21 protein-coding genes are annotated in these 14,517 nt (G+C 27.3%); 1 reads left to right on the top strand and 20 read right to left on the bottom strand.

From position 1 onward, the window contains the following. Nucleotides 1-438: 438 nt before the first annotated feature. Both CJ192_RS02305 and dut read right to left on the bottom strand, forming a co-directional pair. The gene (locus CJ192_RS02305; protein ID WP_102197612.1) at nucleotides 439-984 is read right to left on the bottom strand and encodes an oxidoreductase; all 546 of its coding nucleotides are present in this window, start codon (nucleotides 982-984) and stop codon (nucleotides 439-441) included. Next, on the bottom strand, nucleotides 984-1,418 hold the full coding sequence (gene dut / locus CJ192_RS02300) for a dUTP diphosphatase (protein WP_102197611.1): 435 nt from the start codon (nucleotides 1,416-1,418) through the stop codon (nucleotides 984-986). Before dut ends, CJ192_RS02305 begins: the two co-directional genes overlap by 1 nt. Nucleotides 1,419-1,590: 172 nt before the next feature. Here dut and CJ192_RS02295 point away from each other — a divergent pair, with 172 nt between their 5' ends. Next, nucleotides 1,591-1,827 carry an elastin-binding protein EbpS gene (locus CJ192_RS02295; protein WP_102197610.1) on the top strand — a complete coding sequence of 79 codons (237 nt, stop codon included), beginning with the start codon at nucleotides 1,591-1,593 and terminating at the stop codon, nucleotides 1,825-1,827. A gap of 43 nt (nucleotides 1,828-1,870) precedes the next feature. On the opposite strand, the gene CJ192_RS02290 is transcribed toward CJ192_RS02295, so the two are convergent. The 18 genes from CJ192_RS02290 to rplU are packed head-to-tail and all read right to left on the bottom strand — an operon-like array spanning nucleotide 1,871 to nucleotide 14,424. Next, nucleotides 1,871-3,100 carry a peptidase U32 family protein gene (locus tag CJ192_RS02290; RefSeq protein WP_102197609.1) on the bottom strand — a complete coding sequence of 410 codons (1,230 nt, stop codon included), beginning with the start codon at nucleotides 3,098-3,100 and terminating at the stop codon, nucleotides 1,871-1,873. Beyond that, entirely contained in the window at nucleotides 3,090-3,725 is a 636-nt protein-coding gene (locus tag CJ192_RS02285; protein ID WP_102197608.1) for an O-methyltransferase, read from the bottom strand. Before CJ192_RS02285 ends, CJ192_RS02290 begins: the two co-directional genes overlap by 11 nt. Then, nucleotides 3,715-5,391: a ribonuclease J gene (locus CJ192_RS02280; RefSeq protein WP_102197607.1), complete on the bottom strand. Its 1,677-nt coding sequence runs from the start codon at nucleotides 5,389-5,391 to the stop codon at nucleotides 3,715-3,717. The genes CJ192_RS02285 and CJ192_RS02280 overlap by 11 nt, the downstream gene beginning before the upstream one ends. After that, on the bottom strand, nucleotides 5,375-5,833 hold the full coding sequence (locus CJ192_RS02275; protein ID WP_004813382.1) for a Fur family transcriptional regulator: 459 nt from the start codon (nucleotides 5,831-5,833) through the stop codon (nucleotides 5,375-5,377). Before CJ192_RS02275 ends, CJ192_RS02280 begins: the two co-directional genes overlap by 17 nt. After that, nucleotides 5,823-6,065, bottom strand: coding sequence for a DUF1292 domain-containing protein (locus tag CJ192_RS02270; RefSeq protein WP_004816373.1), 243 nt, complete (start codon nucleotides 6,063-6,065; stop codon nucleotides 5,823-5,825). Before CJ192_RS02270 ends, CJ192_RS02275 begins: the two co-directional genes overlap by 11 nt. After that, complete coding sequence (gene ruvX / locus CJ192_RS02265) at nucleotides 6,058-6,477, bottom strand: Holliday junction resolvase RuvX (RefSeq protein WP_102197606.1); 420 nt, start codon at nucleotides 6,475-6,477, stop codon at nucleotides 6,058-6,060. Before ruvX ends, CJ192_RS02270 begins: the two co-directional genes overlap by 8 nt. After that, on the bottom strand, nucleotides 6,470-6,727 hold the full coding sequence (locus CJ192_RS02260) for an IreB family regulatory phosphoprotein (RefSeq protein ID WP_004816402.1): 258 nt from the start codon (nucleotides 6,725-6,727) through the stop codon (nucleotides 6,470-6,472). Before CJ192_RS02260 ends, ruvX begins: the two co-directional genes overlap by 8 nt. 9 nt (nucleotides 6,728-6,736) lie before the next feature. Continuing rightward, a complete protein-coding gene (alaS, locus tag CJ192_RS02255; RefSeq protein ID WP_102197605.1) occupies nucleotides 6,737-9,349 on the bottom strand; it encodes an alanine--tRNA ligase in 2,613 nt (870 codons plus the stop codon). 13 nt (nucleotides 9,350-9,362) lie between these two features. Beyond that, entirely contained in the window at nucleotides 9,363-9,767 is a 405-nt protein-coding gene (locus CJ192_RS02250; protein ID WP_102197604.1) for an RrF2 family transcriptional regulator, read from the bottom strand. A gap of 9 nt (nucleotides 9,768-9,776) precedes the next feature. Continuing rightward, entirely contained in the window at nucleotides 9,777-10,403 is a 627-nt protein-coding gene (locus CJ192_RS02245) for a helix-hairpin-helix domain-containing protein (protein WP_102197603.1), read from the bottom strand. Between the two features lie 23 nt (nucleotides 10,404-10,426). Further along, a complete protein-coding gene (rsfS, locus tag CJ192_RS02240) occupies nucleotides 10,427-10,738 on the bottom strand; it encodes a ribosome silencing factor (protein ID WP_004816576.1) in 312 nt (103 codons plus the stop codon). After that, nucleotides 10,731-11,291: a bis(5'-nucleosyl)-tetraphosphatase (symmetrical) YqeK gene (gene yqeK / locus CJ192_RS02235; RefSeq protein WP_004816843.1), complete on the bottom strand. Its 561-nt coding sequence runs from the start codon at nucleotides 11,289-11,291 to the stop codon at nucleotides 10,731-10,733. The genes rsfS and yqeK overlap by 8 nt, the downstream gene beginning before the upstream one ends. Beyond that, on the bottom strand, nucleotides 11,284-11,877 hold the full coding sequence (nadD, locus tag CJ192_RS02230) for a nicotinate (nicotinamide) nucleotide adenylyltransferase (RefSeq protein ID WP_102197602.1): 594 nt from the start codon (nucleotides 11,875-11,877) through the stop codon (nucleotides 11,284-11,286). Before nadD ends, yqeK begins: the two co-directional genes overlap by 8 nt. After that, nucleotides 11,877-12,164 carry a ribosome assembly RNA-binding protein YhbY gene (gene yhbY, locus CJ192_RS02225; RefSeq protein ID WP_004813402.1) on the bottom strand — a complete coding sequence of 96 codons (288 nt, stop codon included), beginning with the start codon at nucleotides 12,162-12,164 and terminating at the stop codon, nucleotides 11,877-11,879. Before yhbY ends, nadD begins: the two co-directional genes overlap by 1 nt. A gap of 8 nt (nucleotides 12,165-12,172) precedes the next feature. Further along, on the bottom strand, nucleotides 12,173-13,456 hold the full coding sequence (gene obgE, locus CJ192_RS02220; protein ID WP_102197601.1) for a GTPase ObgE: 1,284 nt from the start codon (nucleotides 13,454-13,456) through the stop codon (nucleotides 12,173-12,175). A gap of 50 nt (nucleotides 13,457-13,506) precedes the next feature. Next, nucleotides 13,507-13,800, bottom strand: a complete 294-nt coding sequence (rpmA, locus tag CJ192_RS02215) for a 50S ribosomal protein L27 (RefSeq protein ID WP_004816704.1) — start codon at nucleotides 13,798-13,800, stop codon at nucleotides 13,507-13,509. Nucleotide 13,801: 1 nt separating this feature from the next. Next, the gene (locus CJ192_RS02210; protein WP_102197600.1) at nucleotides 13,802-14,113 is read right to left on the bottom strand and encodes a ribosomal-processing cysteine protease Prp; all 312 of its coding nucleotides are present in this window, start codon (nucleotides 14,111-14,113) and stop codon (nucleotides 13,802-13,804) included. Continuing rightward, nucleotides 14,113-14,424, bottom strand: a complete 312-nt coding sequence (rplU, locus tag CJ192_RS02205; RefSeq protein WP_004813412.1) for a 50S ribosomal protein L21 — start codon at nucleotides 14,422-14,424, stop codon at nucleotides 14,113-14,115. The genes CJ192_RS02210 and rplU overlap by 1 nt, the downstream gene beginning before the upstream one ends. Between the last annotated feature and the right edge of the window lie 93 nt (nucleotides 14,425-14,517).

Below are 14,517 nucleotides of genomic sequence, written 5' to 3'. Positions count from 1 at the left end.
AAATCTTCACTTAACATCTTATATTGTACCATAAATATAGTAATTTAGAACTCTTGCTTAAAATTTAATTTTTTAAAAAAACATAAAAAAGTTATTTTACTTTTATCTCAGTTCTTACTACAAAATTATTGTATACATAATACTTGATTGTCAATCCCTTATATATATTTATATTTTAAAAAACATTTATAAAAGGATATATCTTATTATTTCTATAAAATCTAGTCTACTGGCAGGTATTAAGTCTTGATTAAATTATTATTCATCAAGTCATTTGTTTAAGGAGCTTATAAATTTCAATATTATTTAAATTTTCTTTAATTAAATATTTTCACCAACTTTATGAAATCATAATATTATAATAAACTTGTATCCAAGAATTTAAAAATATTATAGAAAAATATAAAGTTAAAAAAATAACCCATGAAAAACCATGAGTTATTTAATATTAATTGTTTGTATATTTCTAATCCATTTACCTGAATCTTTATCTTGTTTATCTAAAGCAAATAAAACACCCAATTTTTTATTATATTCAATATTAGGTTTAGAATCAATTTTATATACTAATATAACCCTATTCACCTCTAAGGCAGTTTCCATACTCAAACTTGTTTTGTTCCCTTTTTGGTCTGAAAATTCAACTACATTATTAAGATTAGGATTAATTTTTTCTTTTTTTAGTATTTTTTCTATAGCTACACCTGTCAAAGTAAATTCTTCACCATTTTCTAATGTAACTTTACTTTCAGTTGATCCTAATTTTCGTAATTCTTTAAGACTTAAGGAATCAATCTCGTTATCATTATTTTTTACGACAATTATTTCATTATCATATGAAGATAGATTTCTATTTGATAAAAAATCTAAAGCTTTAGAGAATAAAAAAAGGCCAATAACTATTACAAAAACCAATAAAATTAGATTATATTTATTTTTTCTATATAATTTTAAGAAAGTATTATTTTTTTTACGTCTTCTCATTATTTTCCGGTTGAACCGATTCCACCTTCTCCTCTTTCACTTTCACAAAGTTCATCAACTTTTTCTATTTGTACCTTTTCATAAGGTTGGATAACCATTTGGGCAAGTCTCTCACCATTTTTTATAGTTTGTATGTCATTACCAAAATTATAAAAGAATAATTTTATTTCTCCCCTATAATCACTATCAATAATTCCAGTTGAATTAGCAAGCATTAATTGTCTTTTAACACCTGTTGAAGATCTAGGATAAATAGCAGCAAAAAATCCTTCAGGAATTTCTATATGCAATCCTGTTTCAATTTTTGCTATCTCTCCTGGTTTTATTATAATATCATTTTTATTTGAGGAATATATATCCATACCTGCTGAATACTTTGTTTTATATTCTGGCAAGTTATTATTTGTTTTTATTTTAAGAATTTTTTTTGTCATAAACACTCCTATCTATTTGTACACCTTATTTTACCATATTATCATAAAATTTAAAAAGTAAATTCTTTTTTAAATTTAAAAAAGAATAGATAAATAATTATATTGGTTAAATTAAAGACGAAAGGGTATAATTAAACTAGATTCTAATTTTTAAATTAAAAAGGAGTAAAAAATGTCTGAAGAAAAAAATATTACAAATGAAAATCAATACAGAGGAGACAAAGAACTCGACAAAAAAACTAGAGAAGCTAATAAAAATGAAGGTGGCGAATCTTTAGATAAAAAAGATCATGCTGATCAAGAAAATTTAAGAAGTATATCTGACGAAGCTGATGAAAACTCAAATGTTGGTGCAGAAGCTAGAAGAACTAGAACAGATATATCTGAAAATCCTTCAAAAGATAATTAATAAACTTTAGCCTCATGATTTTATTCATGAGGCTATTTTAGATTTATTCTTCAATTTTACGTCTTATTATATCGCCTTTTTCAAGTTCATGGTCAATTTTTATATAAACAATTTGTTTAGCTTTATTTGCTACTTCTATATCTGAACCATTTGAATCTTTCATATTATCAATTTTAAATTTAATAAATTCCGGACTATTTCCAAAGATTTCTACTTCATCTCCTAGAATAAATTTGTTTCTTTCTTCAAGCTTTGCAATTTTGTTTTCTTTATCATAATCTAAAACAACAGCTATAAAATCATATCCCCTAATATATGATGAATTTTCATAAATTTGTGAATCTGAGTCAGCCTTTTTATAGAAAAATCCCTTTGTAAAATGTCTATGACTAGCTTTTTTAATTTCATCTAAATATTTTTTAGCTACTTTTTCATCAAAAGAATCATTATAATAAGCATCGATGGCTTGTCTATAGCTTCTGATAACTGTAGCAACATAAAATACAGTTTTCATTCTTCCTTCAATTTTAAAAGAATTTATTCCCGCCTCTATTAATTTATCAATTTCATCAATTAGGCAAAGATCTTTTGAATTCATTATAAAGGTTCCATTTTCATCTTCACCTATTGGATAATACTCACCAGGTCTTTTTTCTTCTTGAATAGAATATTTCCACCTACATGCATGGGCACAATCTCCTCTGTTCGCATCCCTTCCTGTCATGTAATTGCTTAATAGACACCTTCCAGAATATGATATGCACATAGCTCCGTGAATAAAGCATTCAATTTCTAAATCTTTTGGAACATTTTTTCTAATTTCAATTATCTCTTCAAGTGATAATTCTCTTGCAAGAATAACTCTTTTAGCTCCAAGTTTATACCAAAAATTAATAGTATGTGAATTTGTAACAGAAGCTTGAGTTGAAATATGAAGGTCAATATTTGAGTTTTCTTTTGCTATATTAAATATTCCAGGATCAGAAATGATTAAAGCATCTACTCCTATTTTTTCTAAATATTTAATATAATCAATTATGCCTTCTAAATCTTTGTCATGTGGTACTATATTCATAGTTACATGACACCTAACATTATTTTTATGAGCATAATCTACTGCTTCTTTTAATTCATTTTCATCAAAATTTTTAGAGTTTTTTCTAAGACCAAAATTATTTCCTGCCATATATACAGCATCTGCTCCAAATTTAATTGCAGTTTTTAGTCTTTCCATATCACCTGCTGGTGCTAATAATTCAACTTTATCTCTCATCAATTCTCCTTGTACTTAAACTAATACCGTCACCAATTGGTATTATACTAGTAATATATTCGTCTAAATCTGTAATATAAGATAAAAATTTTCTCAAGTTTTTAACTATAGTTATATCTCTTTTATTTACAATATTATCATTTGCAATTTCACCTCTAAAAAGGATATTATCACAAACTATAATCCCATTTTTATTTAATAAACTAATTGATTTATCAAAATAATATTTATATTGTGACTTATTTGCATCAATGAAGACAAAATCAAAGCCTTGATTAATATTATTCAAGGCTTTTTTTGCATCCATATTTATTATATTTATATCTTTACCATATTTTTTAAAATTAGATTTAGCTATTTCACACATTTTTTCACTTTTTTCTATTGTAGTTATATTTGCACCTGTATATTTTGAAAAAAGCAGAGAAGAATAGCCAATAGCAGAACCTATTTCTAAAATATTTTTTGGTTTTTGAATTATAATCAAGCTTTTTAAAAATTCTTTAGTTTCTAATTTCATAATAGGAATATTATTTTCAATTCCAAAATTTCTTAATTCGACAAAATCTTCATCGACATAAATATTATTTAAATAATCAACTATATGATTATAATTAATATTCATTATTTTCTACTTCTGTAAGAACTGGTAAAATCATTGGATCTCTTCCAGTTTGATTATAAATATAAGATTTAAGTGATTCCCTAATTTGATATTTTATTTGACTTATTGCATGTATGTCTTTCTTTTGACATTTTTTCATTGTTCTAATAACAATATCTTTAGAATTTTCTATTAAATCTTGATTTTCTTTAACATAGATAAATCCTCTTGAAACTATTTCAGGATTTGATAGAACTTTTTGGGTATGTTTTTCTATAGTTAAACTTACTACTAACAAACCATCTTCTGATAAGTGTTTTCTATCTTTTAAAACAATATTACCAACATCACCAATGCCTGAACCATCAACTAAGACATTACCAGCTTGAACCTTACCATTTATTCTTGCACCTCTTTTAGTAAATTCAAAGATATCACCATTTTGACCTACTAATACATTATCTTCGTTCATTCCCATATCCATTGCTATTTCTTTATGTTTTTTTAATTGTCTTGGTTCACCATGGGCAGGTATAAAATATTTTGGTGTTGTTAGTTGGTGCATTAATTTTATCTCTTCTTGGCAAGCATGTCCTGAAGCATGAACTTTTGCTAATGAATTATAAATAATATTACAACCTATTTTAGTTAAGTTATTAATAGTATTATTAATTGACATTTCATTTCCAGGTATTGCTGAAGAAGATAAAATAACAGTGTCGGAAGAATTTAAATGAACCTGTTTGTGTTCATTATTAGCCATTCTTGTAAGTGCTGATAAAGGTTCACCTTGTGTTCCTGTAGATAGTATAACTATTTGATCATCAGAATAGTCTTTTAGATTTTTTATATCTATTATTGTATTAGACCTTATTTTAATATATCCTAAAGAAGAAGCTATTTTTACGTTATTAAGCATAGATCTTCCTGATAAGGCTACTTTTTTGTTATATTTTTCAGCAGCATAAATTACCTGTTGAACCCTATGAAGGTTAGATGCAAATGTTGCAACAACAATTCTTCCTGGTGCTTGGCCAAATAAATTTATAAAAGTTTCACCTACTTTTTTCTCACTCATTGAGCTGCCCTCAATTTCAACATTTGTTGAATCAGAAAATAGGCACAATAGACCCTTTTTTCCAAGTGCAGCAAGTTTTTGAATATCTGTAGGTTCTCCATCTATAGGTGTAAAATCCATTTTAAAATCGCCTGTAAATAAAATTGTACCAATTGGAGATTTTACAGCTATTGCACATGAATCTGGAATTGAATGGCTGACTCTAATAAATTCAGCGCTTAAATCACCAACTTTTACTGTATTATTTACATTTACCATCTTTAGCCTATTTGGATTAAGTCCGTGTTCTTTAAACTTATTTTCTAATAGACCTTTTGTAAGTTTAGAGCAATATACATTTGTATCTATTAATTTTAATAGATAAGTTATAGCTCCTATATGATCTTCATGACCATGTGTTATAAAAATCCCTTTTAATTTATCCTTGTTTTCTTCAATATAAGTAAAATCTGGTATTACTATATCTACACCTAGCATGTCCTCATCAGGAAATGTCAATCCACAGTCAATCATAATCATTTCATTTTTATATTCTACAACTGTGCAGTTTTTACCTATTTCTCCAAGTCCACCCAATGGGATGACTTTTAATTTATTTTGCGTTCTCATTTTTACTCCTTAAATTATCTTCACATTCGGAGCAAATACCATAAATTCTTAGAGAATAATAATCTAGCTCAAAATTATATTTATCTTTTAATGTTTTTGCTAGCTCATCATTATCCAATATTTTTTCTTCTACAATTTTTCCACAGTTAGTACAAATTAAATGATCGTGATGATCATCTTTTGGACCTATTAGCTCGTAGGTGTTTACAGAATCTGTAAACTCTTGTTTATTAACTATTCCTAAGTCTTCAAAAATATTTAATGTTCTATAAACCGTAGCAATACCAACTTGTTTATTGTCTTTATGAACTATGGAAAAAAGCTCTTCTGGTGTTAAATGCTTTGAATTAGAATTTTTAAGAGCATTGAATATTATTTGTCTTTGCTTAGTAAATTTATGACCATTTTTTTCAAATACTTTTTTTAATTGTTCAATGTTCATTCTTATCTTCTTTCATATCCTCATATATTTTAGCTATTTCATCAAACTCTCTATCATTGCTAATAGCCTTAAAACTAATAGAATCTTTATCTTTTATCATTTCTAAAATCAATATAAAATCTTCATCTATAGGTTCCAATGCTGCATAGTCTTTGTCGTCTACTCCGAATGTATCTATTATATTAAATTCGACTTCTTTATTATTATCATCGGTTAAAATTATCTTATCCATTACTTCTCCCATCTAAATAGGTTTGTAAAATAAAAGATGCGGCAATTTTGTCTATATATTTTTTTCTATTTTCGCGTTTGACACTCATATCCATCAAAACTTTATCTGATTGTATGGTAGTCATTCTTTCATCCTGGTATTTAATATCAATATCAGTTTCTTTTTTTAGTAAATCAACAAAAGAAATCACCTTCATGGCTTGAGGTCCTAAGGTGTTATTCATATTTTTTGGCAAACCAATAATTATTAAATTAACTTCTTTTTCCTTTATAATATCTACTAATTTTTTAATATCTAAACTAGTTTTTTTTCTTTTTATTGTCAAATAGGCTTGGGCGGTGATAAAAAATGGATCACTTAATGCAACTCCTATTGTTTTATCACCCAAGTCTAGTCCCATTATTCTACTCATTTATATAATAGTTTAATATTTCTTCAAGTATGGTATCTCTATCAATTTGTCTAATTAATTTTCTAGCATTGTTATGACCAGTTATATAAGTAGGATCTCCACTTATTAGGTATCCTATTATTTGATTTGTAGGTTTATAACCTTTGTCTTCTAAAGCTTTGTATACTTTTGTTAGAACTTCTCTTATATCAACTTCCTTTTCATCTTGCGGATTAAAACGCATAGTTTCGTTGAAATTTTTGTCTGACATAATTTCTCCTTATATTAATTCATAGACTTTTTTTAAAGCTTCATCTAATTTAGAGATGTCTTTACCTCCTGCTTGAGCAAAGTTCTTCTTTCCTCCGCCATTTCCACCTGTTATTTTACTTACTTCTTTAACTATCTTTCCTGCATTATAACGATTTGTTAGAGAATCTGAAACTGAGGCTGTAAATACAATCTTATCATTATTTACAGTAGCAAATACAACAATTAGATCCTTATATTTTTCTTTAATTCTTTCTTCAAAGTTTCTTAGAGTATCAAGATCTTCATTCTCAAATTTATGAACTAGTAGTTTAATTCCTTTAGCATCTTGAACTTCATTTTCAATATCTTTGTATACATCTTTTTCATTAAATTCTTTTAATTTTTGAATATCTAATTTAAGATTTTTAATTTCTTCATTTAATGATTCAGCTTTTGATAAAATGTTTTTAGGATTTGTTTTTAAAACTTTTGAAACTACATTAATTAATCCTAAATTACTATTAAGATACTCATAAACTTTTCTACCAGTAATTGCTTCAATTCTTCTTATTCCAGAAGCAGCTGAAGATTCTTGTAGAATTTTGAACATTAATACTTCAGAAGAATTATTAACATGACAACCTCCACATAATTCAATTGAATAGTCATCAATAGAAACTACTCTTACCATATCTTTATATTTATCTTCAAATAAGCCAATAGCTCCTAATTTTTCAGATTCTTTATATGGCATGATTTCTTTTTTAACTTTTAATTGTTGTCTGATTTTTTCATTAATTTCATTTTCGATTTTTTCAATTTCATCATCGCTTAAAGCATTAGGATAGGTAAAATCAAATCTAAGTTTTTCTTCATCTACCAAAGATCCTGCTTGTTTTACATCTTCATTTAAGATGTTTCTTAAAGCTTGGTCAAGCAAATGTGTTGCGGTGTGATTTCTGGTAATATCAAGCCTTCTTTCTTTATCAACTATAAAGTCAGCTTTAGCTAAGTTTAAATCACCATCAATAACTTCCACATAATGAATAATTATTTCATTTTTCTTTTGAACATTATAGACTTTAGCTTTTGCACTGCCAGTAATAATCAATCCAGTGTCAGCTACTTGTCCACCACCTTCAGCATAAAAAGAAGTCTTATCACTTATAACTATACCCTTATTGCCTTCTTTTATAAAGCTAACTTTTTCTTTATCATCAAATAACCCTATTATATTTGCCTTAACTTCTAAGTCATCATAACCAACAAACTCAGTCTTATCAAATTCATCAATGTTTATTGAATCCAAAGACCAACCAGCATCTGACTTTCTTGCATTTCTTGCTAGATTTCTTTGATTTTCCATTTGTTTATCGAATTCTTTTGTATCTACTTTCAAATTATTTTCTGTAAGAATTTCTTTTGTTAAATCAAGCGGAAAACCATAGGTATCATATAATTTAAAAGCATCTTCACCATTTAATGTGTCTTTATTATTTTCCTTTAAATCTTTAATATATTCATTTAAAATATCTAGACCACTATCTATAGTATTTTGGAAATTAGCTTCTTCTTTTTTAATTACACTTACAATTTTATCTTTTCTGTCAACTAACTCATCATACTCATCTTTATATGAGTCAATAACACAATCAATAACTGAAGATAAGAATTCACCTTCAATTCCTAATAATTTTCCATGTCTAAAAGCTCTTCTTATAAGTCTTCTTAGTACATAACCTCTTTTTTCATTAGATGGTTGAATTCCATCTGATACCATAAAGGTCATTGCCTTAGCATGATCTGCTATCACTCTTATTGAAATGTCATCCTTTTTATTTTCTTTATATTTTTTATTCGATAATTCTTCTATTTCTCTTATAATATTTTGGTTTACATCTATTTCAAAAATATTATCTTTGTTTTGCAATACCATAGCCATTCTTTCAAGACCCATACCTGTATCAATGTTTGGATGGAGAAGTGGTGTATATTCTTTATTTATATTTTTATTAAATTGGGTGAAAACTAGATTCCATACTTCCATAAAACGATCTGAATCGTCATTTCCTGGCTTATTATCATTTTCATCTATCGCCTTTTCTACTCCTCTATCAACAAAAATTTCAGAGTCTGGTCCACATGGTCCTACTTCAAGTTCCCAAAAATTATCTTCTTTTCCAAATCTTAAAATTCTATCTTTTGAAAGTCCTATTTCTTCATTCCAAATTTTATATGCTTCATCATCATTTTCATATACTGATACCCACAATAGGTCCTTGTCAATTTCAAGGTTTTCAGTTAAAAATTCATAAGCCCAGTGTATAGCCTCTCTTTTAAAATAATCACCAAAAGAAAAATTACCAAGCATTTCAAAGAAAGTTCCATGTCTTTCAGTTATTCCTACCCTTTCAATATCACCAGTTCTAATACATCTTTGTGATGAAGTAGCCCTGTTGTTTTTCATTTTCTTTTCGCCTGTAAAATATTTTTTTAGTGGTGCCATACCTGCATTAATTAAAAGTAAGGAATCATCATCTTCAGGTATTAGTGAAAAAGATTTTAATACTGTATGATTTTTTTTTGATCCAAAAAAATTCAAATATTCTTTTCTTAGTTCGTTCATTCCAAGTTTTCTCATAAAATTCTCCTAATTATAGTTTTTCATTTACCATATCTTTTATGGTGATAGAATTAACAGCATTGTTAATAGCGTCATCAATTTTTGCAAAAACATAATAAGCTTCACACTCTTCATTATTGCAATTATTTCTATCAGCAACACATTGGCTTGAGGTCATTTCTCCTTCTAAGGATCTTAAAACATCACCAACTGTTATATCACTAGCGGATCTAGAGAGCTTATATCCTCCCTTTGCTCCTCTAGCCGATATAACCAAATTATTTTTTTTTAATATTCTTATTAATTGTTCTAAGTAATTTTCAGGTAGCTTTAAAGTATTAGAAATATCAGAAACTGAAATATATCCATTATCTTCATTTTCTGCTAAATAATGTATAGCCCTAAGTCCATACCTACCTCTAGTTGATAATTTCATATTTTCTCCTCAATCTACTACTATCATATCTTTCATTGCTTCAAAATATTTATCCCCAATTCCAGACACATTTTTTATATCATCAATTTTATTAAATTTATTTCTTTGTCTATATTCAATTATAGCTTCTGCTCTTTTATCTCCTATGTTTGGAAGTGTCATAAGAGAATTTTTGTCTGCACTATTTATATTGATTTTCTTATTTTCATTTGTATTAGTAGGTGTGACTAATTGATCTTGTGTTTGGTTATTTTCTTGATTGTTTTTATTTGGAATTATTATGTGCATTTGATCTTCTAACTTCATTGCCAAATTAATTTTATTTATATCGGCATTATTTGTAAGACCACCTGCATCATTAACTAAGTCTTCAAGTCTGTAGTTATCTTTAATATCGTAAACACCAGGTTTGTTAATCTCTCCGCTTATATGTACTTTCATAGTTGTATTATTGTTTTCTATTTTTTCTCTTGTTTCTTTATTGCTTAATTGATTAGCTTCAATAGAAACTGATGAACTTGTATTTTCAAATACAAGTTCATCTTTTTTTTGGTTATTTACAAAATTTCTAGACAAAATAATAACAATTCCAATTATCAAAGCTATTATAAGCTTATCTTTTTTGTCAGCATCCATACAAAACCTCAATCAATTATAATTTATGACTCCCATAAATCTTCAATATTATAAAACTCTCTTTGGTTTGATGTAAAAATATGGACAATTATATCTCCACAATCCATGAGTATCCAATTTCCTTCTCTTAATCCTTCAACTGATAAAACATCAAATCCTTCTTTTTTTAGATTTTCTTCAATATATTCAAGCAAAGCTTTATTTTGATTTATGGAATTTCCTGTTGCTAATACAAAATAGTCTGCAACTGATGATTTATTTTCTAAATCAATAACCTTTACATCATAAGCTTGCTTATCTTCTAAAGTTTTAACTATTATATCTAATTTACCCATTTTTCTTCCTTAATAAATAATTTCTAGCTTTTATTGTTAGAGGAAAAATTATATTTTTCCTATCTATAAGTGACTTTATAGTTTCATCTAAACTAAATAAAACTGCATCGTCTAAGTTTTCAAAAGCTAGTTTTCTTAATTTTTCAACACCTTTATAGTCTCGTTTTTCTTCACATGCATCAGCTAAAAATATAATTTTTTCTAAGTCAGTCATATTTTCTCTTCCAGTTGTATGATATTTAATTGCATTTAAAATTTCTATATCTTCAATTCCATATTCATACTTAGCAACTATTGGTCCTAAAAAGGAATGAAGAACTGCTTTATTTGTGATAATTTCATTAGAAAAATCACAATCATCCTCGTATTTTTCTAAAAAATATTCTTCATTGTATTTAGCACAATCATGTAAGAGAGCTGCAGTTTCAACTTTTTTTTCATCTATTCCATTATTTAGTTTTAAAGCCATATCTTTAACCCTTATTACATGATTAAATCTTTTCTCACCTATATCATTTTTAAGCTTATCTTTGTACTTAGAAAAATCAAACATATAAATTCTCCCTATTAATTATTTCAATAACTTTATCATTTACTAGATATTTAATACTCTTTTTATCTTTTACTAAAGATCTTATAAGAGTTGATGAAATATCCAAAGCCATATTATCAATTAAGTATATATTTTTATTATACTTTTTTATTTCATTTATTTCCGATAATAAAGAAGAATTTATTTCGCTGTATCTTTTAAAAACAATCAAGTTTTCTTTTAATATTTGTTTATAATTCTTCCATTTTTGTATATCTAAAAATGAATCTTCTCCTATTATAAAATAAAACTCATCGTCAGGGTATGTTTTTTTAAAATAATCTATTGTTAGATATGTGTAGTGAATACTATTATTTCTATAATCGTAATCATTTATTTCAATTTTATGATTATCTTTAATAGCTTCTCTCACCATTTTTAGTCTTATTTTTATGTCTGTTTTTTTGTTTTGTAATTTATGTGGTGGATTTGAATTTGGAAGAATATATATCTTATCCAAATTCATAGCGTTGATCACATTTTCCATTATAATAAGGTGTCCTATATGGATTGGATCAAATGTACCACCAAACAATCCTATTTTCATTATAAATTGATTTTTTTATTGTTTTTGCTTTCCCTATAAATGGTAAAAATATTACCTAAATGAGAAACAAATTCACAATTAAGTTTTTCAATTGCTTCGTCTACAATTTCGTTATTATCATCTAAATTATTATTTAAAATTTTTATCTTTATAAGCTCTCTTTTTTCTAAAGCCTCATCAATTGCTTCTATAACTTCATCAGTTAATGAATTTTTTCCAATATTAATTATAGGCTTTAAATCGTGAGCTAAAGATTTTAAATATGATCTTTCTTTACCTGTAATCATTTTTCCTCCTATTCGTAATAGTCAAATACAATATCGCCGATTGCTACTAAATCTCCTTCTTGAATACCCATTTCTTTAAATTTATCAAAAACACCCATATCTCTTAAATTTCTTTCAAAATACATACGGCTGTCATAATCGTCTAAATTTACCTTTTCAAGTAGTTTATCAATCCTATATCCACTACATACATAAATGCCTTCTTCTATTTCAAAGTTTAATTCATCACTTGCAACAGACATATCATAAAATTCTTCTAGATATTCCTCATCAACCTCTTCATCTAGGATATATTTTTCATCATCAAAAGAATACAATACATTACTAACTTCATCTATTAATTCTTTTATGCCACTTGTTGTAGCTGCTGAAATTCTAAAAATCTTATACTTATCAGAAAATTTGTCTTCAAATCTTTTATAATTTTCGTTTGAATCTAAATCCGATTTATTTAAGGCAATTATTTGATATTTATTAGCTAAATTTTCATCGAATAATTTTAACTCATTATTAATAAGTTCAAAGTCTTCAATAGGATCTCTACCTTCAAAACCAGATATATCTACTAAATGTACTAAAATTTTACACCTTTGTACATGCTTTAGAAAATCGTGTCCTAAACCCAATCCTTCATTTGCGCCTTCAATTAAACCGGGTATATCTGCTACTATAAAAGATCTTTCTTTATCGATTTTTACAACTCCAAGGTTAGGATCAAGAGTTGTAAAATGATAATTCGCAATCTTTGGTTTAGCTTTTGAAATTACAGAGATTAATGTTGATTTTCCAACATTTGGCAATCCAACAAGGCCAACATCTGCTAATATTTTAAGTTCTAGACTTACTGTTATTTTTTGACCTTCTTTTCCTTTTTGAGCAAAACGTGGTGCTTGTCTAGTTGATGATTTATAATGTACATTTCCTTTTCCACCTTTTCCTCCTTTTGCTATAAGAAATTCTTCTCCGTTTTTCTTAAAATCTTTTATAATTTTCCCGCTTGTACTTTCTCTAATAATAGTTCCAACTGGCACAAACAAATAAAGATCTTCACCTTTTTTTCCAAATCTTTTTTTGCCCATACCATCTTCGCCATTTGAGGCCCTATATTTTGTTTTGTATCTAAATTCTTCAAGGGTCGAAAGAGAATTTGTAGCTTTTATATATATACTTGCTCCGTCTCCGCCATCACCACCTGCAGGTCCTCCTGTTGGTTCGTATTTTTCACGTCTAAAAGCAACGGCTCCATCTCCACCTTTTCCCGCTTGAAGTTCTATTTTTGCATTATCAATCATTGAAATTCCTTTTACAAAAAAAGCTTGCCCGTGGGCAAGCTAGTTCTCTATTAAGCAATGTCTTGCTTTGGATATACAGAAACTTGTTTTCTATTTTTTCCTTTTCTTTCAAATTTTACAACACCATTGCATGATGCAAATAATGTGTCATCTCCACCCCTTTTTACATTTTCGCCTGGGTGAATCTTTGTTCCTCTTTGTCTAACGATTATTGTTCCAGCGTTTACTGTTTGTCCATCAGCTCTTTTAACGCCTAGTCTTTTTGCATTAGAATCTCTACCGTTTTTTGAAGAAGAAACTCCCTTTTTACTAGAAAATCTTTGTAAGTTAATGTTTAAAAACATCCTAAACCTCCCTATATTTTAAATTAACATATTCACTATAGTTTGTAAGTAAGGTTTTAACACCTATTTCAAAATCACATAAAATTATATCTGATTTATCATTCGACTTTTCTAGTAAAACTTTCATGTTTTCACCATCATCAGAAAAATCAAATTCTATATCGTAATAATCAAGTGTATTTACTGCTGTGTAAGATAAAATAGATACTGCAGCACAAACTATATCATATCCATGTCGATCAAAATTTGCATGACCATTTATAGCAAATCCTAATCTACTTTCTTTTTTTTTTAATAAAGTAACATCAATCATTAACAAGAAATATTGTTAATTTCAACTAAAGTATATGGTTGTCTATGACCTTTTTTAGTTTTTGATGCTTTTTTAGGTCTATATTTAAACACAACGATTTTTTTATCTTTAGCTTGATCTTTTACAGTAGCTTCTACTTTTGCATTTTCAACTGTTGGAGTTCCAACTTTTAGATCACTATCGCTTTTTACTAATAGTACATCTTCAAAGCTTACACTTTCTCCTACTTCTGCATTAAGTTTTTCAACTCTAACTAGATCGCCTTCTGATACTTTATATTGTTTTCCACCTGTCTTAATTATAGCGTACATAGTACACCTCCTATTTAGATTCTCGCCAGTCAAGGTGATCAGTACCCATACTGAGCGGTTTACCTTAATATATTACCAATTATCATCTGTTTT

The sequence above is a fragment of the Anaerococcus hydrogenalis genome, from assembly GCF_002871895.1.
GTDB lineage: Bacteria > Bacillota > Clostridia > Tissierellales > Peptoniphilaceae > Anaerococcus > Anaerococcus hydrogenalis.
This window is presented reverse-complemented; position numbering and strand designations above follow the sequence as displayed.